Here is a 21,526-nt window from a genome sequence, read left to right as displayed (position 1 = left end):
TCGGCACGGCAGGGCCCCGCACTGCACCGAAGCCGGCGAACATCGTCCCGCGCAACGAGTACCGGCCCGCGCCGCGCCTCCTGACGGCACAATCACCTCATGACGAGCACCAACGCCCACGACGGCACCCACTCCGACTCCCCCGCCGCGGCCGACCCCTCCGCCGAGGCCGAGGCCCGCGACTTCCGCAGCCTGCTGCACTCGCTCCGGGTCTGGGACGGCGTCGAGCTGCCGGCCCTCGACCCGGCCGCCGCGCCCGCCGATCCGCTGCCCCTCTTCCGCAGTTGGCTGCGGGAGGCGGCGGAGGCCGGCCAGCCGGAGCCGCACACCATGAGCCTGGCCACCGCGGACGCGGACGGCCGGCCCTCGGTCCGTACGCTGATGCTGCACGACGCGGACGCGGCCGGCTGGCACTTCGGCACCCACAGCACCAGCCGGAAGGGCCGTGAGCTGGCCGCCCGCCCGGACGCCGCCCTCGGTTTCTACTGGCAGGCGCAGGGGCGCCAGGTCCGCGTCGAGGGCCAGGTCCTCTCCGGAACCCCGGAGGAGGCCGCGGCCGACCTGCGGGCCCGCTCGACGGGGGCGCTCGCCGCGGCCCTCACCGGTCGGATGAGTGAAGTACTGGATTCCCGCGCGGAGTTGGCGGGCGCGTCCGAGGCCTCCTGGAACCTCGCACAGATCGATCCGGCCGCTGTCGCCCCCACCTGGACGCTGTACACGCTGGAGGCCACGGAGGTCGAGTTCTTCCAGGGCGACACCCGCAGGCAGCACGTACGACTGCGGTACCGGCGGAACGGCGCGACCTGGACGCGTGACCTCCTCTGGCCGTAGGGCCGACGGGCCGACGCGGGCCCGGACCGGCGAACCGGCGCGAGCCCGGAAACGCGGCCTGCTCCGACCGCAGGGCCCCAGTCACCCCCGGGGCCCCAGGGCCTCTGCTCCGACCGCAGGGCCCAGTCACCCCGGGGCCCCAGGGCCCCGTACTCACCCGCGCCCGGCCGCCGCGGCCACCCGGAAGACCGGCACCACATACCCTCCGGCCTCCGCCTCCCCTGCCTTCCCCGACTCCCCCGCTCCCCCTGCTCCCCCCGCTCCCGCCCTGAAGCTCACCTCCAGTTCCGCGCCCACCGCCAGTTCCCCCTCGGCGCAGTCCACGATCTCCGTCATCATCCGGGGCCCCTCGGCGAGATCGACGACGGCTGCGACGTACGGCACCCGGTCGCCGAACGGCGGGAGGTCGTTCCTGTGCACCACCGACCAGGTGTAGAGCGTCGCCCGGCCGCTCGCCCGCTCCCACCCCACCTCCTCGCTCCAGCAGTACGGGCAGAACTCGCGGGGGTAGTGGTGCGCGCGCCCGCAGTCCGCACAGCGCCTGATCAGCAGCCGGCCCTCAGCGGCTGCCGCCCAGTAGGGCCGCGTGAAGGCATCCGCGTCGGGGACGGCCGCGTTCCCCGTCATCGGAACAGTCCGATCGCCGCGTCGAGGGACCAGGTCTGCCAGGACATCGCGAGGAGCGCGACGAGCGAGATCAGCGCCATCATCGCGTTCTGCCCCTGTTCGGCCCAGTCGTGGATCATCAGCACCAGGTAGAGGAGGTTGAGCAGCAGCCCGCAGACGAGCGCCACCGGTGTGAGGAAACCGAACACCAGGCCAAGGCCCAGTGCGAGTTCGGCGTACACGACGACGTACGCCATCGCCTTCGGCCGGGGTGCGACGACCCGCTGGAAGCCCTTCCCCACCACCGGCCACCTGTGTTTGCCCGCCACGTCGGCGGCCCAGGCGATCCCTGTTCCGCGCTCGAACCAGCCCTTCTTGTCCTTGTGGCGCCAGCTCTCCAGCCACCACAGCCCCAGTCCGATACGCAGCACGGCGAGCCACTCCGCGCCGCCGAGCCAGATGGTCTGCATGCGGACCACTCCTCACCACAATGTTTCTGACGGTACGTCAGTTCAGCCGAAGCGACGGCGCCGCGCAAGGGTGGTGCACCGTTCCCCGCCCGGCCCGCGTGATCAATTCGCAACCGATTCCGCTCTTGTCCGAGACCCATCAACACCAGGCGCGGTTACGCTCACGACTCATGGCCCCCACTCCCAGTGACCCCAGCGGCTCCGGCTTCGCGACGACCAACGACCGCCCCGTGTACGTCATCGGGGCGGGGCCCGGCGGTCTGGCCGCGGCGGCGGCACTGCGGGCGCGGGGCGTACGCGCCGTGGTCCTGGAGAAGTCCGACCGGGTTGGCGCGTCCTGGCGGGCCCACTACGACCGGCTCCACCTGCACACCACACGCCGGCTGTCCGGCCTGCCAGGGCTGAGGATGCCGCGCTCCTTCGGCCGCTGGGTCTCGCGCGACAACGTGGTGCGGTACCTGGAGAAGTACGTCGAGTTCCACGAGTTGGAGATCGTCACGGGCGTCGAGGTCTCCCGCGTCGACCCGGCCGACGACGGCACGGGCTGGGTCCTGCGGGCCAGCGGCGGCCGGGAGCTGACCGGCTCGGCTGTCGTCGTCGCCACGGGCCACAACCACACCCCCCGCCTCCCGGACTGGCCGGACTCGGACGCCTACAAGGGTGAACTCCTGCACGCCTGCGACTACCGCAACCCGGACGCGTACGCCGGCAAGGACGTCCTGGTCGTCGGCGTGGGCAACACGGGCGCGGAGATCGCAGCCGACCTCGCCGAGGGCGGCGCGTCCCGTGTCCGTCTGGCCGTACGCACCGCCCCGTACATCCTGCGTCGCTCGACGGCGGGCTGGCCGGCCCAGCGCACCGGCATCCTGGTGCGGCGCCTCCCGGTGGGCCTGGTCGACCGGGCGGGTGACGTCGTCTGCCGCATCTCGGTCCCCGACCTCTCCCCCCACGGCCTCCCCCGCCCCACCTCCGGGCTGTACTCGCGCGTGAACGAGGGCGCGATCCCGGTCCAGGACGTCGGCCTGGTCGCGGCGGTCCGCGCGGGCAAGGTGCAGCCGGTGGCGGCCCTCGCGTCCTTCGACCCGTCGTCCGGCGCCGCCGTGCTCGCGGACGGCACCGAGCTCACTCCCGACGTGATCATCGCGGCCACGGGCTACCACCGTTCACTGGAAGGCCTCGTCGGCCATCTCGGTGTCCTGGACCCCCGGGGCCGCCCCACCACCCACGGCGGCCGTACCTCCCCACAGGCCCCCGGCCTGTACTTCACGGGCTTCACCAACCCGATTTCGGGAATGATCCGTGAGATGTCGAGGGACGCGGAACGCATCGCCCGCACCCTCTCCCGCCCGACCAAGCGCTAGGAGCCACCAAAGGGTTGCCTCCGCCCTGTTCCTGACGGACCGTCAATTCAGTAATCTGACACTGCGTCAGTGAATTGCCAATCCGGTCTCCGATCAACGAGCAGGAGCGGGCTCAGCGATGCTTGGATCAACACACGGCACTCTCACCTCCGGTCTCCGCGCCCGCGTCGTCGCCTGTGGCGACGAAGCCCGATCAGCCGCCGTCCACGGCACCACCGCCGCCGCGACCAGGGCGCCGGGCGCCCCGGGCGCCGCGACACCGGACGCGGCGGCCGCCGGCACCGGGACCTCGGCAGCCGGCACCGACGACCTGGACGTCAGCGGACGCCCCCTGCACGCTCCCGTGCCCGACCTGGACCGGTTCTTCCGCCCGGAGTCCGTCGCCGTCGTCGGCGCCTCCGACGCCGAGGGCAGGCCCAACACCGGGATCACGCGACAGCTCATCGCGTGGGCCGAGCGCGTGGGCGCCCGTCTGCACCCCGTGCACCCGAGCCGCCCCTCGGTCTTCGGGCTGCCCTGCGTCCCCACCGTCGCCGACCTTCCCGAACAGGTCGACCTCGCCGTGCTCCTGGTCAAGGACCCCCTTCCGCTGATCGGCCAACTGTCCGCCTGCAAGGTCAGGTTCGCCGTCGCCTTCGCCTCCGGCTTCGCCGAGACCGGGCCGGAGGGCGCCGAGGCCCAGGCCCGCCTCGCGGCGGCCGTCGCGGACTCCGATTCCGGGTTACGGCTTCTCGGACCGAACACCAACCTGAACGCCTTCGAGCAGTTCCGCGACGACCTCGAAGGCCCGGCCATCGCGCTCATCACCCAGTCGGGACACCAGGGGCGGCCCGTCTTCTCCCTCCAGCAGATCGGCGTGCGGCTCTCGCACTGGGCGCCGACGGGCAACGAGGCGGACCTCGAAACCGCGGACTTCATCTCGTACTTCTCGCAGCAGCCGGAGGTCGGAGCGATCGCGGCCTACATCGAAGGTCTCAAGGACGGCCGGTCCTTCCTCCTGGCCGCCGACCGCGCCGCCCGCAACGGCGTGCCCGTCGTCGCCGTGAAGGTCGGCAGGACCGAGACGGGGGCCCGGACCGCCGCCTCCCACACCGGGAAGCTGACCGGCGCGGACGACGTGGTGGACGCGGCGATGCGGCAGTTCGGCGTGATCCGGGTCGACGGACTCGACGAGCTCCAGGACACCGCGGCCCTGCTGGCCCGCGCCCGCAGGCCGAAGGCCGACGGCGTCGCCGTGTATTCGATCTCGGGCGGTACGGGCGCGCACTTCGCGGACCTCGCGACGGCGGCAGGGCTCGGCCTTCCGACCCTGAACGCCGCCAAGCAGGCGGAGCTGCACGAGTGGATACCGGAGTACCTGAACGTCGCCAACCCGATCGACAACGGCGGTCACCCGGTGGGCGACCGGCGCGGCCGGAAGATCATCGACGCAATACTCGCCGACCCCTCCATCGGCGTGCTGATCTGCCCGATCACCGGTCCTTTCCCGCCGATGAGCGACAAGCTGGCCCAGGACCTCGCGGACGCCGCCGAGGAGACGGACAAGCTGGTGTGCGTGGTGTGGGGGTCGCCGGTGGGGACCGAGGCCGCCTACCGCGAGACCCTCCTCGGCTCCTCGCGGCTGGCCACCTTCCGGACCTTCGGCAACTGCATCACCGCCGTGCGCGCCTATCTGGAGCACCACCGCTTCACCGCCGGCTACCGCTCGCCGTTCGACGAGGCGCCGCGGACGCCGTCGCCCTCCTACCGCAAGGCGCAGGCGCTGATGCGTCCGGGAGAACAGCTCAGCGAGCACGCGGCGAAGCAGTTGCTGCGGGCGTACGGCATTCGAGTACCCCGTGAGCAGCTGGTGACCAGCGCGGCGGCCTCCGTGCGGTCCGCGGCCCAGGTCGGCTACCCCGTCGTGATGAAGGCCTCCGGGCCGCAGCTCGGCCACAAGACGGAGCTGGGCCTGGTGAAGGTCGGGCTGACCTCGGCCAGCCAGGTCAGGGACGCCTACCGCGAGCTGACCGACATCGCCGCCTACGAGGGCGTCCCGCTGGACGGCATCCTGGTCTGCCAGATGGTCGCGCGGGGGGTGGAGATGGTCGTGGGGGCGGGCCAGGACGCGCTTTTCGGGCCGACGGTCACGGTCGGTCTCGGCGGTGTGCTGGTGGAGGTACTCGGCGACGCCGCCGTGCGCGTCCCGCCGTTCGGCGAGGGCGACGCCCGCGCGATGCTCGGCGAACTGCGCGGGCACCCCCTCCTGGAAGGCGTCCGGGGGGCGCCGCCCTCGGACGTGGACGCTCTCGTCGAGGTCATCCTCCGCGTCCAGCGGATGGCCCTCGAACTGGGCGACAGCCTCTCCGAGCTCGACATCAACCCCCTGATGGTCCTCCCGCGCGGCCAGGGCGCGGTGGCCCTGGACGCGCTCGCCGTGTGCCGCTGACCCGCACCCACCCACCACGGTCCATCGGCCACGCACCTCCCGCCACCGGCCGCACACCCCCCGGCCACGCGTTTCCCGCCACTGCTCACACCCCACCCGCCACCGCCGGGCGCGCACCCCCCGCCACCGGCCAGATGCCACCCACCGGCCACGCACCTCCCGCCACCGCCCCTGCATCCCCCGCCGTCGGCCGCGCGGCACCGGCCTTTCGTGCCCCCTCGTCAACCGGAGCCGAACACCCATGACTTCCTCCCCCGAGGCCTCGACGAACCCGTCACCCTCCGTGGATTCATTGATACTCCACGCCACTGACAACGGCGTCTCGTGGATCACCCTCAACCGCCCCGAAGCCCTGAACGCCGTCACCTGGGACCAGCGGGAGCGCATCATCTCCCTGCTGGCGGACGCGTCCGCCGACCCCGCGATCCGGGCGGTCGTGATCACCGCGACCGGGAAGGGCTTCTGCGCGGGCGCCGACCTGCGCGGCGGCGGCGCCAAGACCTCCACCCGCGACCGCGTGCCGGGCGACGTCGCCCGTACGATCCGGCTCGGCGCGCAGCGGCTGATCACCGCGGTTCTCGACTGCGAGAAACCGGTGATCGCCGCCGTGAACGGCACCGCGGCCGGCCTCGGCTCCCATCTCGCCCTCGCCTGCGACCTGGTCGTCGCCGCCGAACAGGCCACCTTCATCGAGGTGTTCGTACGGCGGGGACTGGTGCCGGACGGCGGGGGCGCCTACCTGCTGCCCCGCCTGGTGGGCCCGCAGCGCGCGAAGGAGCTGATGTTCTTCGGCGACGCACTCCCGGCCCGGGAGGCGGAACGGATGGGCCTGGTCAACCGCGTGGTGCCGCTCGAAGAACTGGAGAAGACCGCCCGCGCCTGGGCCGAGCGCCTGGCCACGGGCCCCACCCGCGCACTGGCCCTGACCAAGCAGCTCGTGAACGCCTCCCTGGAGTCGGACCGCGGCACGGCCCTCGCGGCGGAAGCCTCCGCGCAGGAGATCAACATGACGACCTCCGACGCCGTCGAGGGCGTCGCGAGCTTCGTCGAGCGCCGCGCCCCCCGCTACCGGGGCCTGTGACCGCACGCTTCCGAGGACCTTCACCCCTTCCTATCTGACGAACCGTCAGCTTCAATGGGCGGTGTGATGGGACACGCAGGGATGGCGGCCACCGCCGTCCGATACCTCAGGTCCGTCGGCGCCGCCACGGTCGCCGAGCAGGCAACGGCGCGGACGGTGGAGGCGCTGCCACGCCCCGACCTCCGGGCCGTCGGCGCGGACGAACGACTTCCGCTCGACCCCGTCGAATTCCGGCGTGTGCTGGGGAACTTCGCGAGCGGCGTCACCGTTGTCACCTCACCGGGGCCCGCCTCGCGTGAGGACGGGCCAACCACCGGTGACTCGCCCGCCAACGAACCAACCCCCGGCGAACCACCCGCCGGCGACCCGTCCCCCGGGGAACCGCCCGCCGGGTTCGCCTGCCAGTCCTTCGCCTCCCTCTCGCTCGACCCGCCGCTGGTCGTCTTCATGGTGGCGCGCACCTCCACGACCTGGCCTCGTATCGCCAGGTCCGGAGTCTTCTGCGTCAACATCCTGGGAGCCCACCAGGGCGAGCTGTGCCGCGCCTTCGCCCGCAGCGGCACGGACAAGTTCGCGGGTGTGGAGTACGACGCCGCGCCGGTGACCGGTTCGCCCCGCCTGGCCGGCGCACCGGCCTGGATCGACTGCACGATCCAGAGCGTGCACACGGGCGGCGACCACCTGATCGTCGTCGGCCGGGTGGAGGCACTGGGCGCCGCGGATCCGGGTGCTCCGGAGAGCTCTCCGCTGCTCTTCCACCAGGGAGCCTTCGGCACCCTCAGCAGCTAGCGGCGGTGCCTTCCCGCCCGTAGCCGTGGCCGTAGCGTCAGCACTGGCAGTGCAGGTGGCTGCGCCGCTAGGCGGTCGCAGTGGCAGTCGCCGTAGCTTCGTGCGGTTCGACGGACGGCCGCCTGCGGATGATCAGGGCCATCAGCGCCGCCACCGCGCAGAGCGCCCCCGACGCGTACCAGACCACGTCGTAGGAACCCATGAGGTCACGCGCCAGGCCGCCGAGGAAGGCGACCAGGCCCGCGCCGATCTGGTGCGAGGCGAGCACCCAGCCGAAGACGATCGCACTGTCCGCCCCGAAGTACTCACGGCACAGGGCGATCGTCGGCGGGACGGTGGCCACCCAGTCCAGCCCGTAGAAGACGATGAAGAAGACCATCGGCGGGTGCACGGTGGGCGCGAGCAGCAGTGGCAGGAAGAGAAGCGAGATGCCGCGCAGGGCGTAGTAGACCGCGAGCAGCCTGCGGGCCTCGAAGCGGTCGGTGAACCAGCCCGAGGCGATCGTTCCGATGACGTCGAAGACACCGATGACCGCGAGCAGTCCGGCCGCCGCCGTGACGGGCATGCCGTGGTCGTGCGAGGCGGGGATGAAGTGGGTCTTGACCAGGCCGTTCGTCGAGGCACCGCAGATCGCGAAGGTACCCGCGAGCAGCCAGAAGGGGCCGGTACGGGCCGCCTTGACGAGTACCGTGACCGCACGCCTGGCCGCACCGGGCACCGGCGCGGGCTTGGGCACGAACTCCTGGGCCCCGTAGGGTGCCAGGCCCACGTCCGCCGGGTGGTCGCGCAGCAGCAGCCAGACGAACGGGACGACGACCAGCGCGGCGAGCGCGACCGTGATCGAAGCGGGCCGCCAGCCGTGTTCCTTCACCAGCCAGGCCAGGAAGGGCAGGAAGACGAGCTGGCCGGACGCGCCGGCGGCGGTCAGGATGCCGGTGACCAGCCCGCGGCGTGCGACGAACCACCTGTTGGTGACCGTCGCCGCGAAGGCCAGTGCCATCGAGCCGCTGCCGAGTCCCACCAGGACGCCCCAGAAGAGGACGAGCTGCCAGGCCGCGTTCATCACGACGGTGAGCCCCGAGCCGACGGCTATCACCGTGAGCGCGACCGCGACGACCTTCCGGATGCCGAACCGGTCCATCAGGGCAGCGGCGAAGGGCGCGGTCAGGCCGTACAGCGCGAGATTGACCGAGACCGCGAAGCCGACCGTGCCGCGCGACCAGCCGAAGTCCGCTTCCAGCGGCTCGATGAGCAGACCGGGCAACGAGGCGAAGGCCGCGGCGCCGATGATCGTCACGAAGGTGACCGCCGCGACGAACCAGGCGCGGTGGACCCGGGGCGCCCTGACGGACGGAACGGGAAGCGGCGACCCGCCCGCCTCCTGCACGGACGGACCGGACGGACCGGCAAGCGGCGGCGCATCCTTGGCCGGTCCGGACGGTGCGGGAAGTGGCGGCGCATCCTTGGCCGGTCCGGACGGTGCGGGAGGCGGCGGCGTGTCCGTGACCTGCACGGGTGGAGTTGTCTGCGTCACGTCGATCAGCATCCTGGCCCCGGCCGCCCCGTACGAGTGGCCCGAAGGACAGCATTCGATACGATCGGGCCATGACCGCCCCGCAGGGCCCCGGCCCCCTCCACCGCGTTGCCGTCCTCGCCCTCCCGCACGTCATCCCCTTCGAGCTCGGCATCCCGCACCGGATCTTCGGCCGGGCCCGCTCCGCCGACGGCGCGCCGCTCTACGAGGTCACCACCTTCAGCACCCACCCGGGGCAACTCATCCCGAGCGACGCCGACTTCAATCTGTACGTCGAGCAGGGCCCGGAGGTGCTGGCGACCGCCGACACGCTGGTGATCCCCGCCGCGCACACACCCGACTCGCTCTACGAGAGAGGCCTGCTGCCGGACGAGCTCGCCGACCTCTTCACCCACGTCCGCCCCGGCACCCGGCTGGCCTCCATCTGCACCGGCAGCTTCGTCCTCGCGGCGGCCGGGCTCCTCGACGGGCGGCCCGCCACGACGCACTGGCACTGGGCGCGGCGACTCCAGGACCTCTTCCCGTCCGTCCGGGTCGACCCGGAGGTGCTGTACGTCGACGACGGTGACGTGCTCACATCGGCGGGGGTCGCGGCAGGCATCGACCTGTGCGTACACATGGTGCGCCGGGACTTCGGCGCGGCGGTCGCCAACGACGTGGCGCGCCGCAGCGTCGTACCGCCGCACCGGGACGGCGGGCAGTCGCAGTACATCCGAAGGCCGGTTCCGGAACCGCAGCTGGCGACCACCACCGCGGCCCGCGCTTGGGCGCTGGGACGCCTGCACGAGCCGATCCAGCTCCGCGACATGGCCGAGCAGGAGTCCATGTCGGTACGGAGCTTCACCCGCCGCTTCCGCGAGGAGGCCGGCGTCAGCCCGGGGCAGTGGCTGACCCAGCAGCGGGTGGAGCGGGCCCGCCATCTGCTGGAGACCAGCGACCTGTCGATCGACCAGGTCTCCCACGAGGCCGGTTTCGGCACGGCGCAGTCGATGCGTCAGCACCTCCAGGCCGCGCTCGGCGTCTCCCCGACCCTCTACCGCCGGACCTTCCGCACCGGCACCGCGAACCCCACCGTCAGCCCGAACACCTCGACCTGAAAGCGTCGTTCAGAACGTGAGCACTCCGCGCGCCACCCTCCCGTGCCGCGCGTCGTCCGCCGCCTTGGCGAAGTCCTCGACCGGATAGGTCTCGGTGACCAGTTCGTCGAGCAACAGCCGGCCCTGCCGGTACAGCTCCGCGTACAGCGGGATGTCGTGCTGCGGGCGCGAGGACCCGTAGCGGCAGCCGAGGATCGACTTGTCCAGGAACATCGCGGCAGGCAGGAAGCTCGCCTCGTCGGCCGGCGCCGTCATGCCGAGCAGGACGGCCTGGCCGTGCCGGTCGAGCAGGTCGATCGCCTGCCGGATCAGCGCGGTGCGCCCTACGCACTCGAAGACGTGGTCCGCCCCGGTGGGCAGCACGTCGCGCACCCCGTCGGCGGCGGACAGGAAGTGGGTGGCACCGAAGCGGCGGGCCGCCTCCTCCTTCGCCGGGTTGGTGTCGACGGCGACGATGACGCGGGCCCCCGCGATCCTGGCGCCCTGGATGACGTTGAGGCCGATGCCGCCGGTGCCGATGACGACCACCGTGTCACCGAGGGCGACCCGGGCCCGGTTGAGTACCGCGCCGACACCCGTGAGGACACCGCACCCCATCAGGGCGGCAGAGGTGAGCGGGATGTCCGCCGGGATCTTGACCGCCTGCACGGCCTTCACCAACGTACGTTCGGCGAAGGCCGAGTTGGCGGCGAACTGATAGAGCGGCGCGCCGTGGCGGGAGAAGGGCCGGCCCGGCATGCCGATGGCCTTGCGGCACATGGTGGGCCGGCCCCGGTCGCATTCCGCACAGGCGCCGCAGCCCGCCAGGGTGGACAGCGCCACGTGGTCACCGGGCTCGACGTGCCCGACACCCGCCCCGACCGCCTCCACCACCCCGGCGCCCTCGTGGCCGAGTACCACCGGCACGGGGAAGGGGATGGTCCCGTCGGTGACGGAGATGTCGCTGTGGCACAGCCCGGCGGCGCCGATCGCCACCAGGACCTCCCCGGGCCCGGGGTCCCGTATCTCCAGGTCGTCGACCACCTCGACCTGTTTCCCGTCGAACACGACACCCCTCATCGCGAACCCCTCGTCTCTCTGGGCAGGCCGAGCACGCGCTCGGCGATGATGTTGCGCTGGATCTCGTCGGAGCCGCCGTAGATGGTGTCGGCCCGGGAAAACAGGAACTGCGCTTGCAGCGCCGGGAGTTGGTACGAGCCGTCCCACACGCCCTCGCCGACCGTCGCTGCCGCGCCGCGGATCTGCATCGCCAGCTCACCGAGCCTCTGGTGCCAGCCGCCCCAGAGGAGCTTGGCGACACTGGGGGCGCCCGGGTCGGTACGGGCCGAACTGCCCAGTGTGCGCAGCGCGTTCCAGCGCATCACGTGCAGTTCGCTCCACAGCCGCACGAGCCGGGAGCGCAGCTCGGGGTCGAGGGACGGCCCTGCCGCTGCCAGCAGTGCGCTCAACTCCCTTTGGAACCCGACCTGCTGGGCAAGGGTCGAGACGCCACGCTCCAGCCCCAGCAGGCTCGTCGCGACCGCCCAGCCGTTGCCCTCGCCACCGACGACCTCCTCGGCGATCGCCCCGTCGAAGAACACCTCGTTGAACTCCGAGGTGCCGGACATCTGCCGGATCGGCCGCACCTCGATCCGGCCGGCTGCTGCCTGGTCCATCGGAACGAGCAGGAAGGACAGCCCGCGGTGCCCGGAGGCGGCCGGGTCGGTACGCGCCAGCACGAAGCACCAGTCGGCCTCCCGGGCCAGCGAGGTCCACACCTTCTGCCCGGTCACGCGGTACGCGCCGGCCCCGCGCCCACCGCCGTCGCGGACGGCGGTGGTACGGATCCCGGCCAGGTCGGACCCCGCCCCCGGCTCGCTGTAGCCCTGGCACCAGAGGACCTCGCCGCGCGCGACCCCGGAGAGGAAGCGGTCCTGCTGGGCGGGGGTGCCGTGGGTGAGGAGGGTGGGGGCGAGCAGGTTCTCACCGATGTGCCCGACCCGGGCCGGGGCGTCGGCGCGGGCGTACTCCTCCGCCCAGACGACCTGCTGCGAGAGCGACACCCGGCGCCCACCCGGATCATCCGAGGCGGAGGGGGCGTACGAGGCGGAGGGGGGCCACCCGATGCCGATCCAGCCGCCCGCACCCAGCTCCCGCTCCCAGGCACGCCTGGCTTCCACGGCCTCGCCCTCGCGGCCCGGCCCTCCGGCACCCTTCGCGGCGGCATGGGGCCCGGCGAGACGGACGGCGAGCCAGTCACGGACCTCCGCCCGGAACGCGGCATCCGCCGCGGACTCCCACGACTCCCCCAGCACAGAGGCACCACCGCCCGGACCACGGCCCCGACCGGCCGGGGCGCCCCCGCCCCTCTCACCCACCCGCATTCGGCCGGCTCCCCTTCGCCGCCGCCTCCCTCATCGCCTCCAGCTGCGCCAGCATCGGCATCGGGTCCGTCCCCACCGTGCCCGGCAGGAAGTCCGCGATGCTCTCCGGCGTCCACGCACCCGACTGCGCGTACCCGGCCCTCAGCTCCCTCGGCTGGGCCCAGACGGCGATCTTCGGCCCCGCGATCGTGTACACCTGCCCGGTGATGCCCTCCGCGCGGGCGCGCTCCGAGAGCAGATAGACGACCAGCGCGGCCACGTCCTGCGGTTCGCCGATCTCCTTCAGCTCCATGGGCACGTTCGCCGACATCCGGGTGCGGGCGACCGGCGCGACCGCGTTGGCCGTCACCCCGTACTTGTGCAGGCCGAGCGCGGCGCTGCGTACCAGCGAGATGATGCCGCCCTTGGCCGCACTGTAGTTCGCCTGGGCGACGCTCCCCTGGTGGTTGCCGCTGGTGAAGCCGATCAGGGTGCCGGACCCCTGTTTGCGCATCACCGCCGACGCCGCCCGGAACAGCGTGAACGTGCCCTTGAGGTGCGTGGCGACGACCGGGTCCCACTCCTCCTCCGACATGTTGAAGAGCATCCGCTCACGCAGGATCCCGGCGACGCACACCACCCCGTCGATCCGGCCGAAGTTCGCGAGGGCCACGTCGACGACCCGCTGGCCGCCCGCCATCGTGGAGATGTCGTCGGCCACCGCGAGCGCCTCGCCGCCCGCCGCCTCGATCTCCTTGACCACGGCCGCCGCGACCTCGCTGGTCGGCTCCGCGCCCTCCATCGAGACGCCGTAATCGTTGACGACCACCCGTGCGCCCTGCGCCGCGCACTCAAGGGCGACCGCGCGTCCGATCCCGCGCCCCGCCCCGGTCACGGCTATCACCTTGCCGGTCAAGAAGTTGCCCATCATCACGCCTTCCCAAGGTTTCTGACGGTCCGTTAGATTCTAGGTCCGGTACGACGTCCCGGCACAAGACCCAGGAGGCTCCGCAATGTCGCTGCCCGCCGAGTTCCACGACATCGCCAAGCGCGTGAACAACTGGGGGCGCTGGGGAGCCGACGACGAGCGGGGCACCCTCAACCTGATCACCGACGAGGTGGTACGGGCCGCCGCGCTGACCGTCCGCAGCGGGCTGCGCGTCCCGCTCGCACTGCCGCTCCAGCAGGACGGCGTGCAGAGCGGCATGATCCCCGGGCGGGTCAACCCGCTCCACGCCATGGTTCAGATCAACCAGGAGCTGTTCGGCCCCGGCACCGTCGCCACCAGCGACGACGCCGTGACGATGGGACTCCAGGCGGGCACCCACTGGGACGCCCTGACCCATGTCTCGCACTCGGGGAAGATCTACAACGGCCGTCCGGCCGAGACCGTCACCCCGCACGGCAGGTCCGCCTTCGCCGGTATCGACAAGGCCCGGCACGTGGTCTCGCGCGGGGTGCTGCTCGACGTGGCCCGCGCACACGGCGTCGACCGGCTGCCGGGGGACCACCCGGTCACCCCCGAAGACCTGGAATCGGCGGAGGAGTTGGCGGGGGTCCGGGTCACGGCGGGGGACGTCGTACTGGTCAGGACCGGACAGATCCAGGTGTACCTGGGCGGCGACAAACACGGGTACGGCTATCCGTCGCCCGGACTCTCGGTCCGTACCCCCGAGTGGTTCCACGCCCGGGACGTCGCCGCGGTCGCGAACGACACCCTCACCTTCGAGATCTTCCCGCCCGAGATCGAGAACCTGTGGCTGCCGGTGCACGCCCTGGACCTGGTCGAGATGGGGATGCTCCAGGGGCAGAACTGGAACCTCGAAGAGTTGTCCACAGCCTGTGCACAGGAACGGCGCTACGCCTTCCTGCTGTCCGCGATGCCGGAACCTTTCGTCGGCGGCACCGGAACACCGGTCGCCCCGGTCGCGATCCTCTAGCCGCACCCGTCAAGGAGGACGGCGGGTCAGGCGGCAGGCGGCAGGGCACGGGCGGCGGGTCAGGCGACAGGGGGCAGGGGGCAGGCGGCAGCCGGTGGATGCACCGGCCGCCGCCCTGGTGCGATGCCCTCTATGCGAGGTTTGTGACGGTGCACGACGGCTCGTGGACGGCGGGTTCGGTCCGGTCCGCGAGCGCTCCCCGCCCGGTGGTCTCCGCGCGGTCCACCTCGCACCAGATCCGCTTGCCCGCGCCCTCGGCCTGCCAGCCCCACCGGTCGGCGAGCCCGTCCACCAGCTCCAGGCCGCGCCCATTGGTGTCGTCGCCCTCCGCGCGCCGGGGCCTGGGCGGGCACGCGCTGACGTCCGCGACCTCCACCCGCACCGTGCCGACCCCGCCGCGGACCGCGCCCGGCGCCCCCGCGGGCCGCCCGGGGGCCGGCTCTTGGCCGGAGCCCTGCGCCGAGCCGGGATCCGGGCCCGGGTCCTGGCCGTCCGCCCCGTCGCCGGGGAAGAGCATCCGCAGCACGGCCGGACAGCCCGTGTGCACGACCGCGTTGGTCACCAGCTCCGAAATGAGCAGGACCAGCGTCTCGGCGACCGGCTCGTCGGCCTGTATGCCACATCCGATCAGCCGGGACCGCGCCCATCTACGGGCCCGTCCCACCTCCGCGGGATCCGCCCCGACCTCCAACTGCACCTGAAGCACCTGCACCGCTCACACCATCCGAACCGGCGGACACAACGCCTCGCGTCTCCACAGGGTCACGGAACGTGATTCCCTTACGAGACAGCATGGTTGACGCATCGTCACCGCAACAAGCGCTTCAGGCATATTCCAGCGCGAAGGAGTACCCGTCCTGCATACTGTGCGACGCACGTTGCGGAGAGTCGAACGTGGGCGCTTGTGGCGCCTTCGCCCGACGCGGGCGGGGGTTACCGACGGACGCGTCACCCGGCCCGGAGCCGCCATACAGACCGCACCAGGAAGACCGCGCTCCACCACCACTCGCATCTGTCGGAGCGTACCGGAGCGAGGACCCGACTCCGGCCCGTGACGACTCCTGTGAAGGACACAACCCGATATCGACACAGGGTGACGCCTTCTGCCCGAAGCACCGCCCATCGCGCCGGGTCCTGGACGGCTTCGTGCCCGATCCGGACCACCGTGGTCGATCACCGCAGATCAGCGGGGGGCGTCCGACGGGCCGGCCAGCAGATCCGCCGCCAGTTCGTCCTCCGTCGCGGCCCTCGTAGGCCCCCGCGCGGCCCGTACCCATGCTCGCTTCAGGTGCAGGTGTACGTCGGACTCCCAGGTGAAGCCCATCCCGCCGCAGACCTGGAGACAGTCGCGCGCGTTGCGCACCGCCGCCTCGTCGGCGAGCAGCTTGGCCCCGGCGATCTCGGCCCGCGCGCCGGTGACCGCCGCCGCGTACACGGCGGTACGTGCCACCTCCGCCCGCACCAGCATCTGTGCGCACAGGTGCTTGACCGCCTGGAAACCGCCGATCGGCTGTCCGAACTGCTCGCGCTCACACGCGTGTTGGACGGCCATCTCCACCGTTCGGGAGGCACTGCCCGCCTGCTCGGCGGCGGTGAGGAGCACCGCCGCACCGAAGCGGGCAGCGGCCTGACCGGTCCCGTCGGTCGCCCCGGACCCGCCGGCCGCGTGCCCGGTGTGCGCGGGCGGGCCCGGCAGCCGGTGCAGCGGGGTGAGCGGGTCCACCGCCCGTACGGGTTCGGCGGCCGCGAGTTCCTCGGGCGGCAGGCCCCGGACGACGTCCGCGTCGGCCAGGTGCGCGATCAGGGACCCGTGCGGGGCGGTGACGACCACCTCGCCCTCGGCTGCTCCCTTCACCTCCCCCGCCGCCAGGTGCGTGTCCACGAGCGGTCCCGGCAGCAGGACCCGGCCCGCCTCCTCGAAGAGCAGCACGGCCTCCGGCAGGCCGAGGCCGACACCGCCCTCCGTCTCGGGCAGGCACAGCGCGAAGAAGCCCGCATCCCCGAGCTCGCGCCACAGTGCCCGGTCCAGGGCGCCGCCGCGCTCGACGGCGTCGCGCAGGGCCGCCCGGTCGAAGCGCCGCGCGAGCAGTTCCCGTACCCCTGTCCGCAGGGCCAGCTGGTCGTCGGTCGGTCGGAAGTCCACGGGCGGTGCTCACCGGCCCTTCGGGAGGCCGAGGATGCGCTCGGCGACGATGTTCTGCTGGATCTGCGAGGTGCCGGCGGCGATCGTGTACGAGAGCGCGGAGAGGCGGTCGAGGGTCCAGTCGTGGCCGAGGTCGAGTGAGCCTTCCGCGCCCAGGACCTCGGCCGCCGTGTCGTAGAGCTCCTGGCGGGCGTGCGAGTAGCGGAGCTTGAAGACGGAGCCGCCGGTGCCGGGGACTCCGCCGGAGCGCTGGGCCTCGGAGACGTTCCACTGGGTGAGCCGCCACAGCACGGCGAACTCGGCGTTCAGCCGCCCCAGCCGGCGCCTGAGCGCCGGGTCGTCCCAGCTGCCGTTGGCCCGCGCCTCGCGGGCGAGTTCGGTGAGCGTACGGCGACAGGCGACGACCTCGCCGACGAAGGCGGTGCCGCGCTCGAAGGACAGGGTGACCATGGTGACCCGCCAGCCGTCGTTCTCCGCGCCGACCCGGTTGGCGACCGGCACCCGCACCTCGTCGAGGAACAGCTGCGCGAACTCCGCCGACCCGGCGAGGGTGCGCACCGGGCGCACGGTCACGCCCGGCGCGTCCATCGGCATCGCGAGCCAGCTGATGCCCTTGTGCTTGGGGGTCTCGGGCGAGACGGGCGAGGTGCGGACCAGGAGTTCGCACCAGTCGGCGACCTCGGCGTGCGAGGTCCAGATCTTCGAACCGGTGACGACATACGCGTCCCCGTCCCTGACCGCCCTCGTACGGAGCGAGGCCAGGTCGGAGCCCGCGTCCGGCTCGCTGAAGCCCTGGCACCAGACCTCGTCGCCGCGCAGGATCGGCGGCAGCCAGCGCCTGCGCTGCTCCGGGGTGCCCTCCGCCGCGATGGTCGGGCCCGCGTGCAGCAGCCCGACGAAGTTCGCCCCGACGTAGGGGGCGCCCGCCCGTTCGCTCTCCTCCAGGAAGATCAGGTGCTGGGTGGGGGTGGCCTCGCGCTGGAGGTCCGCGTACCCGGCGTCGTGCAGCATCCGCTGCCAGCCGGTGTCGTACCTGCGTCTGGCAGGCCAGTCGAGCGGGTCGGGGCGGGGCGGCAGACCGGGCAGCACCGCCCCGAGCCAGGCCCGCAGCTCCGCGCGGAACTCCTCCTCCTGCGGTGTGTACGTCAGGTCCATCAGAGGGCGGGCCTTCGGCCCTGGTCCAGGTCGAGGCCGAGCATCCGGATGGCGTTGCCGCGCATCAGCTTGTAGATCGTCTCGTCGTCGAGCCCCTTGACGTGGTCGAGGGCGACCTCCTTGGTGTGCGGGAAGGTCGAGTCGACGTGCGGGTAGTCGGTCTCGAAGGTGGCGTTGTCGCGGCCGACGACGTCCAGCGAGGCGACGCCGTGCTTGTCGCGGAAGAAGCAGCAGAAGATCTGCCGGTAGTAGTAGGTGGACGGCGGCTCGGGGACGATGTCCTTGACCCCGCCCCAGGCGCGGTGCTCCTCCCAGACGTCGTCCGCACGCTCCAGGGCGTACGGGATCCAGCCCATCTGGCCCTCGCTGTACGCGAGTTTGAGCTGCGGAAACTTCACCAGGACGCCGGAGAAGAGGAAGTCCATCATCGACGCCATGGCGTTGTTGAAGCTCAGCGAGGCCTGCACCGCCGGTGGCGCGTCCGGGGAGGCAGCGGGCATCTGGGACGACGAGCCGATGTGCATGTTGACCACCGTCCCGGTCTCCTCGCAGACGGCGAAGAAGGCGTCCCAGTAACCGGAGTGGATGGAGGGCAGGCCGAGGTGGGTGGGGATCTCGGAGAAGGTCACCGCCCGCACCCCCCGGGCCGCGTTGCGGCGGATCTCGGCCACCGCGAGGCCGATGTCCCACAGCGGGATGATGCACAGCGGGATCAGCCGGCCGCCGCTGTCGCCGCACCACTCCTCGACCATCCAGTCGTTGTACGCGCGCACACAGGCGAGCGCGACCTCCTTGTCGTGGGCCTCCGCGAAGGTCTGCCCGCAGAACCGCGGGAAGGTGGGGAAGCAGAGCGAGCCCTCGACGTGGTTGAGGTCCATGTCCTTGAGCCGCTCGGCCGGGTCCCAGCACCCCTTGCGCATCTCTGCGCGGGTGATGCCCTCCAGGGTCATGTCGTCGCGGTCGAAGCCGACGGCGGCGATGTTCCGCTTGTACGGGAACTTCAGGTCCTCGTAGATCCACCAGTCGGTGGGCGGGCCATCGGGGTCCATGGTGATGACGTACTTGCCACCCGTGTAGGCGAGTTCGCCGATGCCGGCCGTGAGGGGCTGCGGGCCGCGCTCGCGGTACTTCGCGGGGAGCCAGGTGGAGAAGAGGTGCGGGGGCTCGATCACATGGTCGTCGACGCTGATGATGCGGGGCAGTTCGATCTCGCCCATCCGGTGCTCCCCTGTCCGTTTCCGTCCGTGCCTGCTGGATCTCATCCGTGCCTGCTGGATCTCTACCGTTCCTGATAAATCTGATGACCCGTCAGAATCCAGGCTAGCCCCGCACCTCTGGACCGACAAGGCGTAGCGCTCTACGCTCACGGTCAGTTCTGACAGTCCGTCAGTTACGGGGGAACCGAAGTGGCCGCACCGAACCCGCTCGCGTCGTCGCTGGGCGAATCCCGCACCCTCTGGGAGCTGGTCGCCCGTCGCGGCGAACTCACCCCCGGCCTTCCGGTGCTGCTCCAGGGGGACCGCACCCTCACCTTCGGCGAGCTGCACCGGCGCTCGGAGCGGGTCGCCGCCGGGCTGTACGAGCTGGGCGTACGCGCCGGGAGCGTGGTCGCCTGGCAGTTGCCAACCAGGATCGAGACGGTGCTGCTCTCCTTGGCGCTGGCCCGGCTCGGCGCGGTGCAGACGCCGGTGATCCCCTTCTACCGGGACCGCGAGGTGGGCTTCGCGCTGAGGCAGTCCCGGGCTGACTACTTCGCGGTGCCCGGCGAGTGGCGCGGTTTTGACCATGCCGCGATGGGCCACCGGCTCGCCCTGGAGATGCCGCGCCCGGTGCTCGTCCTGCACGCGTACGAGAGCCTGCCGGACGGCGACCCCGCCCTGCTGCCGCCACCGCCCGCCGACGGCACGTCCGTGCGGTGGATCTACTGGACGTCCGGCACCACCTCCGACCCCCGCGGGGTGCTGCACACCGACCGCTCACTGATCGCGGGCGGTTCCTGCCTGGCGCACGCGCTGCGGCTGTCGGCCGACGACGTCGGCTCCGTGGCCTTCCCGTACGCGCACATCGGCGGCCTCGACTACCTCGTGATGCTGCTGCTGTACGGCTTCCCGGCCGTCCTCTTCGAGCACTTCGCGCTGCCCGCGGCTTTGGCCGAATACCGCCGTCACGGGGTGACGGTGGCGGGCGGCTCGACGGCCTTCTACTCGATGTTCCTGGCCGAGCAGCGCAAGAACCCCGACGTGCCGCTGATCCCGACCCTGCGGCTGCTCGCCGGCGGCGGCGCGCCCAAACCGCCCGAGATCTACCACGCGGTGGTACGGGAGCTGGGCTGCCAACTCACCCACGGGTACGGGATGACGGAGGTACCCATGATCACGATGGGCGCGCCAGACGACACCCCGGAGAACCTCGCGACGACCGAGGGCAGGCCGCCCGAGGGCATGTCGGTACGGATCACCGACCCGGAGGGCAAGCCGGTGCCCGCCGGGGTGGACGGTGAGATACGGCTGCGTGGGGAAGCGGTCTGCCAGGGCTACCTGGGCGCCGCCGGAACCGCCACCGCCCCCTTCGACCAGGACGGTTACCTGCTCACCGGCGACCTGGGGCACCTCACCGGGTCCGGCCACCTGGTGCTGACCGGCCGGCTCAAGGACGTGATCATCCGCAAGGGCGAGAACATTTCGGCCAAGGAGATCGAGGACCTGCTGCACCAGCACCCGGCGGTCGCCGACGCCGCGGTGATCGGGCTGCCCGACGAGGTGCGCGGCGAACGGGTGTGCGCGGTGCTGGAACTGCGTACGGACGCGGCCCCCTTGGCTCCCGACGCGGTCGTCACCTACCTGCGCACCCAGGGCCTGGCCACGCACAAACTGCCCGAGCAGGTCGAGGTGGTGGAGGCGCTGCCACGCAACGAGGCACTGCGCAAGGTGCTCAAGTACAGGCTGCGGGAGCGGTTCGGGGGGTGAGCGGTGCTCGCGGGGGTGGGCGGTGCTGCGGCGCGAGAGCGGTGCTCGCGGGGGTGAGCGATGCTCCTGGGGGGGGGTGAGCGGTGTTCCGGCGCGAGAGCGGTGCCCCGGCACCAGAGCACCGCTCCCCCCTCACCCCCCCCGGCGAGGGGAGCGTGCCGATCGCTACTGCGTGTCGGGGCCGTCCACGGTGTAGTACACGGCGAACGCCGACAGGGTCTCGGACTCGGTGATGATGCCGTCGCCGTCCGCGTCCAGGGCCGTCGCCACCCGCTCGGCGGCCTCCTGGTCCGCGCCCAGGACGCGGAGCAGTCTGGTGGCCGCCCCGACGGTGACGCCCTCGTCCCCGCCGTCCGAGGCCGCCGCGATCTCGATGGCCGCGTGCAGGAAGGGGCGGGCGATCTCGGCGAACCGCTCCGGGTTGTCCCGCAGGCGCTTGACCGCACCCGTGACGAACTCGCCGCGGGTGACGCGTTGGTCACCGTCCACGTCCGCGATGCCCGCCATCCCCTGCCAGAACGCCTCGGCGCCGCTGTAGAGGGCCTGCCCCTTGTCGCAGCGGGCGGTGGTGTCGAACTCGGCAAGGATGGCGGCAGCCGCGGCACTGAAGTCCTCGCGGTCGATGTAGCCGTTGCCGTCCTGGTCGAAGGAGGCAAAACGGGCCGCTGTCTTGCGCTCGTACTCTGCGCTGTCCATGCAGCGGAGCCTACGTCCTGCGGATGCGGAGGTGGCGGGGTGTGCGAGGAAATCATCCGTCGCGGGACGTTCGGACATCAGGCCGAT

19 protein-coding genes are annotated in these 21,526 nt (G+C 72.1%); 8 read left to right on the top strand and 11 right to left on the bottom strand.

What is annotated here, in order from left to right; all coding sequences use genetic code 11:
* Nucleotides 1-99: 99 nt before the first annotated feature.
* Nucleotides 100-831 (top strand): pyridoxal 5'-phosphate synthase, encoded by a 732-nt coding sequence (locus ACIQM4_RS14405; protein WP_401590831.1) that lies wholly within the window; start codon nt 100-102, stop codon nt 829-831.
* Nucleotides 832-984: 153 nt separating this feature from the next.
* On the opposite strand, the gene ACIQM4_RS14400 is transcribed toward ACIQM4_RS14405, so the two are convergent.
* Together ACIQM4_RS14400 and ACIQM4_RS14395 are read right to left on the bottom strand one after the other, a co-directional pair.
* Nucleotides 985-1,458 (bottom strand): Zn-ribbon domain-containing OB-fold protein, encoded by a 474-nt coding sequence (locus tag ACIQM4_RS14400; protein ID WP_401590829.1) that lies wholly within the window; start codon nt 1,456-1,458, stop codon nt 985-987.
* Nucleotides 1,455-1,907 (bottom strand): DoxX family protein, encoded by a 453-nt coding sequence (locus tag ACIQM4_RS14395; RefSeq protein ID WP_401590826.1) that lies wholly within the window; start codon nt 1,905-1,907, stop codon nt 1,455-1,457. Before ACIQM4_RS14395 ends, ACIQM4_RS14400 begins: the two co-directional genes overlap by 4 nt.
* A gap of 170 nt (nt 1,908-2,077) precedes the next feature.
* On the opposite strand from ACIQM4_RS14395, the gene ACIQM4_RS14390 reads away from it, so the two are divergent.
* The 4 genes from ACIQM4_RS14390 to ACIQM4_RS14375 all read left to right on the top strand — a co-directional run bounded on the left by ACIQM4_RS14390 (nt 2,078) and on the right by ACIQM4_RS14375 (nt 7,566).
* The gene (locus tag ACIQM4_RS14390; protein ID WP_401590823.1) at nt 2,078-3,268 is read left to right on the top strand and encodes a flavin-containing monooxygenase; all 1,191 of its coding nucleotides are present in this window, start codon (nt 2,078-2,080) and stop codon (nt 3,266-3,268) included.
* 118 nt (nt 3,269-3,386) lie between these two features.
* Nucleotides 3,387-5,696 (top strand): acetate--CoA ligase family protein, encoded by a 2,310-nt coding sequence (locus ACIQM4_RS14385; RefSeq protein WP_401590821.1) that lies wholly within the window; start codon nt 3,387-3,389, stop codon nt 5,694-5,696.
* A gap of 241 nt (nt 5,697-5,937) precedes the next feature.
* Nucleotides 5,938-6,777, top strand: coding sequence for an enoyl-CoA hydratase/isomerase family protein (locus ACIQM4_RS14380; protein ID WP_401590818.1), 840 nt, complete (start codon nt 5,938-5,940; stop codon nt 6,775-6,777).
* Between the two features lie 66 nt (nt 6,778-6,843).
* The gene (locus ACIQM4_RS14375; protein ID WP_401591417.1) at nt 6,844-7,566 is read left to right on the top strand and encodes a flavin reductase family protein; all 723 of its coding nucleotides are present in this window, start codon (nt 6,844-6,846) and stop codon (nt 7,564-7,566) included.
* A gap of 67 nt (nt 7,567-7,633) precedes the next feature.
* Here ACIQM4_RS14375 and ACIQM4_RS14370 read toward each other — a convergent pair whose 3' ends face one another.
* A complete protein-coding gene (locus tag ACIQM4_RS14370; RefSeq protein ID WP_401590816.1) occupies nt 7,634-9,112 on the bottom strand; it encodes an MFS transporter in 1,479 nt (492 codons plus the stop codon).
* A gap of 59 nt (nt 9,113-9,171) precedes the next feature.
* Between ACIQM4_RS14370 and ACIQM4_RS14365 the strand changes: the two genes are divergently transcribed.
* A complete protein-coding gene (locus tag ACIQM4_RS14365) occupies nt 9,172-10,197 on the top strand; it encodes a GlxA family transcriptional regulator (RefSeq protein WP_401590813.1) in 1,026 nt (341 codons plus the stop codon).
* A gap of 9 nt (nt 10,198-10,206) precedes the next feature.
* Here ACIQM4_RS14365 and ACIQM4_RS14360 read toward each other — a convergent pair whose 3' ends face one another.
* From ACIQM4_RS14360 to ACIQM4_RS14350, 3 genes are read right to left on the bottom strand one after another with little or no spacing between them, the layout of a single operon-like run.
* Nucleotides 10,207-11,256, bottom strand: a complete 1,050-nt coding sequence (locus tag ACIQM4_RS14360; protein WP_401590811.1) for a Zn-dependent alcohol dehydrogenase — start codon at nt 11,254-11,256, stop codon at nt 10,207-10,209.
* Nucleotides 11,253-12,491, bottom strand: a complete 1,239-nt coding sequence (locus ACIQM4_RS14355) for an acyl-CoA dehydrogenase family protein (protein WP_401590808.1) — start codon at nt 12,489-12,491, stop codon at nt 11,253-11,255. The genes ACIQM4_RS14360 and ACIQM4_RS14355 overlap by 4 nt, the downstream gene beginning before the upstream one ends.
* Nucleotides 12,492-12,546: 55 nt before the next feature.
* Nucleotides 12,547-13,467 (bottom strand): SDR family NAD(P)-dependent oxidoreductase, encoded by a 921-nt coding sequence (locus tag ACIQM4_RS14350; protein WP_401591415.1) that lies wholly within the window; start codon nt 13,465-13,467, stop codon nt 12,547-12,549.
* A gap of 85 nt (nt 13,468-13,552) precedes the next feature.
* Between ACIQM4_RS14350 and ACIQM4_RS14345 the strand changes: the two genes are divergently transcribed.
* Entirely contained in the window at nt 13,553-14,479 is a 927-nt protein-coding gene (locus ACIQM4_RS14345; protein WP_401590806.1) for a cyclase family protein, read from the top strand.
* Between the two features lie 130 nt (nt 14,480-14,609).
* Here ACIQM4_RS14345 and ACIQM4_RS14340 read toward each other — a convergent pair whose 3' ends face one another.
* The 4 genes from ACIQM4_RS14340 to ACIQM4_RS14325 all read right to left on the bottom strand — a co-directional run bounded on the left by ACIQM4_RS14340 (nt 14,610) and on the right by ACIQM4_RS14325 (nt 18,994).
* Nucleotides 14,610-15,191 carry an ATP-binding protein gene (locus tag ACIQM4_RS14340; protein ID WP_401590803.1) on the bottom strand — a complete coding sequence of 194 codons (582 nt, stop codon included), beginning with the start codon at nt 15,189-15,191 and terminating at the stop codon, nt 14,610-14,612.
* A gap of 471 nt (nt 15,192-15,662) precedes the next feature.
* Nucleotides 15,663-16,622 carry an acyl-CoA dehydrogenase family protein gene (locus ACIQM4_RS14335; protein ID WP_401590800.1) on the bottom strand — a complete coding sequence of 320 codons (960 nt, stop codon included), beginning with the start codon at nt 16,620-16,622 and terminating at the stop codon, nt 15,663-15,665.
* 9 nt (nt 16,623-16,631) lie between these two features.
* Entirely contained in the window at nt 16,632-17,777 is a 1,146-nt protein-coding gene (locus ACIQM4_RS14330) for an acyl-CoA dehydrogenase family protein (RefSeq protein WP_401590797.1), read from the bottom strand.
* Entirely contained in the window at nt 17,777-18,994 is a 1,218-nt protein-coding gene (locus ACIQM4_RS14325) for an amidohydrolase family protein (protein ID WP_401590795.1), read from the bottom strand. The genes ACIQM4_RS14330 and ACIQM4_RS14325 overlap by 1 nt, the downstream gene beginning before the upstream one ends.
* A 189-nt stretch (nt 18,995-19,183) precedes the next feature.
* Here ACIQM4_RS14325 and ACIQM4_RS14320 point away from each other — a divergent pair, with 189 nt between their 5' ends.
* The gene (locus ACIQM4_RS14320) at nt 19,184-20,743 is read left to right on the top strand and encodes a class I adenylate-forming enzyme family protein (RefSeq protein WP_401590793.1); all 1,560 of its coding nucleotides are present in this window, start codon (nt 19,184-19,186) and stop codon (nt 20,741-20,743) included.
* 165 nt (nt 20,744-20,908) lie between these two features.
* On the opposite strand, the gene ACIQM4_RS14315 is transcribed toward ACIQM4_RS14320, so the two are convergent.
* Nucleotides 20,909-21,439 carry an EF-hand domain-containing protein gene (locus ACIQM4_RS14315; protein WP_401590790.1) on the bottom strand — a complete coding sequence of 177 codons (531 nt, stop codon included), beginning with the start codon at nt 21,437-21,439 and terminating at the stop codon, nt 20,909-20,911.
* Nucleotides 21,440-21,526 lie beyond the last annotated feature (87 nt).

This window comes from Streptomyces sp. NPDC091272 (assembly GCF_044757485.1).
Classification (GTDB): domain Bacteria; phylum Actinomycetota; class Actinomycetes; order Streptomycetales; family Streptomycetaceae; genus Streptomyces.
The sequence above is the reverse complement of the archived record's forward strand: the minus strand, read 5'-3'. Positions and strand labels throughout refer to the sequence as shown.

Excerpts from the sequence above, each read along its gene's own strand:
- ACIQM4_RS14405 (WP_401590831.1), top strand. The coding sequence starts at position 100 with ATGACGAGCACCAACGCCCACGACGGCACCCACTCCGACTCCCCCGCC.
- ACIQM4_RS14400 (WP_401590829.1), bottom strand. The coding sequence starts at position 1,458 with ATGACGGGGAACGCGGCCGTCCCCGACGCGGATGCCTTCACGCGGCCC.
- ACIQM4_RS14395 (WP_401590826.1), bottom strand. The coding sequence starts at position 1,907 with ATGCAGACCATCTGGCTCGGCGGCGCGGAGTGGCTCGCCGTGCTGCGT.
- ACIQM4_RS14390 (WP_401590823.1), top strand. The coding sequence starts at position 2,078 with ATGGCCCCCACTCCCAGTGACCCCAGCGGCTCCGGCTTCGCGACGACC.
- ACIQM4_RS14385 (WP_401590821.1), top strand. The coding sequence starts at position 3,387 with ATGCTTGGATCAACACACGGCACTCTCACCTCCGGTCTCCGCGCCCGC.
- ACIQM4_RS14380 (WP_401590818.1), top strand. The coding sequence starts at position 5,938 with ATGACTTCCTCCCCCGAGGCCTCGACGAACCCGTCACCCTCCGTGGAT.
- ACIQM4_RS14375 (WP_401591417.1), top strand. The coding sequence starts at position 6,844 with ATGGGACACGCAGGGATGGCGGCCACCGCCGTCCGATACCTCAGGTCC.
- ACIQM4_RS14370 (WP_401590816.1), bottom strand. The coding sequence starts at position 9,112 with ATGCTGATCGACGTGACGCAGACAACTCCACCCGTGCAGGTCACGGAC.
- ACIQM4_RS14365 (WP_401590813.1), top strand. The coding sequence starts at position 9,172 with ATGACCGCCCCGCAGGGCCCCGGCCCCCTCCACCGCGTTGCCGTCCTC.
- ACIQM4_RS14360 (WP_401590811.1), bottom strand. The coding sequence starts at position 11,256 with ATGAGGGGTGTCGTGTTCGACGGGAAACAGGTCGAGGTGGTCGACGAC.
- ACIQM4_RS14350 (WP_401591415.1), bottom strand. The coding sequence starts at position 13,467 with ATGGGCAACTTCTTGACCGGCAAGGTGATAGCCGTGACCGGGGCGGGG.
- ACIQM4_RS14345 (WP_401590806.1), top strand. The coding sequence starts at position 13,553 with ATGTCGCTGCCCGCCGAGTTCCACGACATCGCCAAGCGCGTGAACAAC.
- ACIQM4_RS14330 (WP_401590797.1), bottom strand. The coding sequence starts at position 17,777 with ATGGACCTGACGTACACACCGCAGGAGGAGGAGTTCCGCGCGGAGCTG.
- ACIQM4_RS14325 (WP_401590795.1), bottom strand. The coding sequence starts at position 18,994 with ATGGGCGAGATCGAACTGCCCCGCATCATCAGCGTCGACGACCATGTG.
- ACIQM4_RS14315 (WP_401590790.1), bottom strand. The coding sequence starts at position 21,439 with ATGGACAGCGCAGAGTACGAGCGCAAGACAGCGGCCCGTTTTGCCTCC.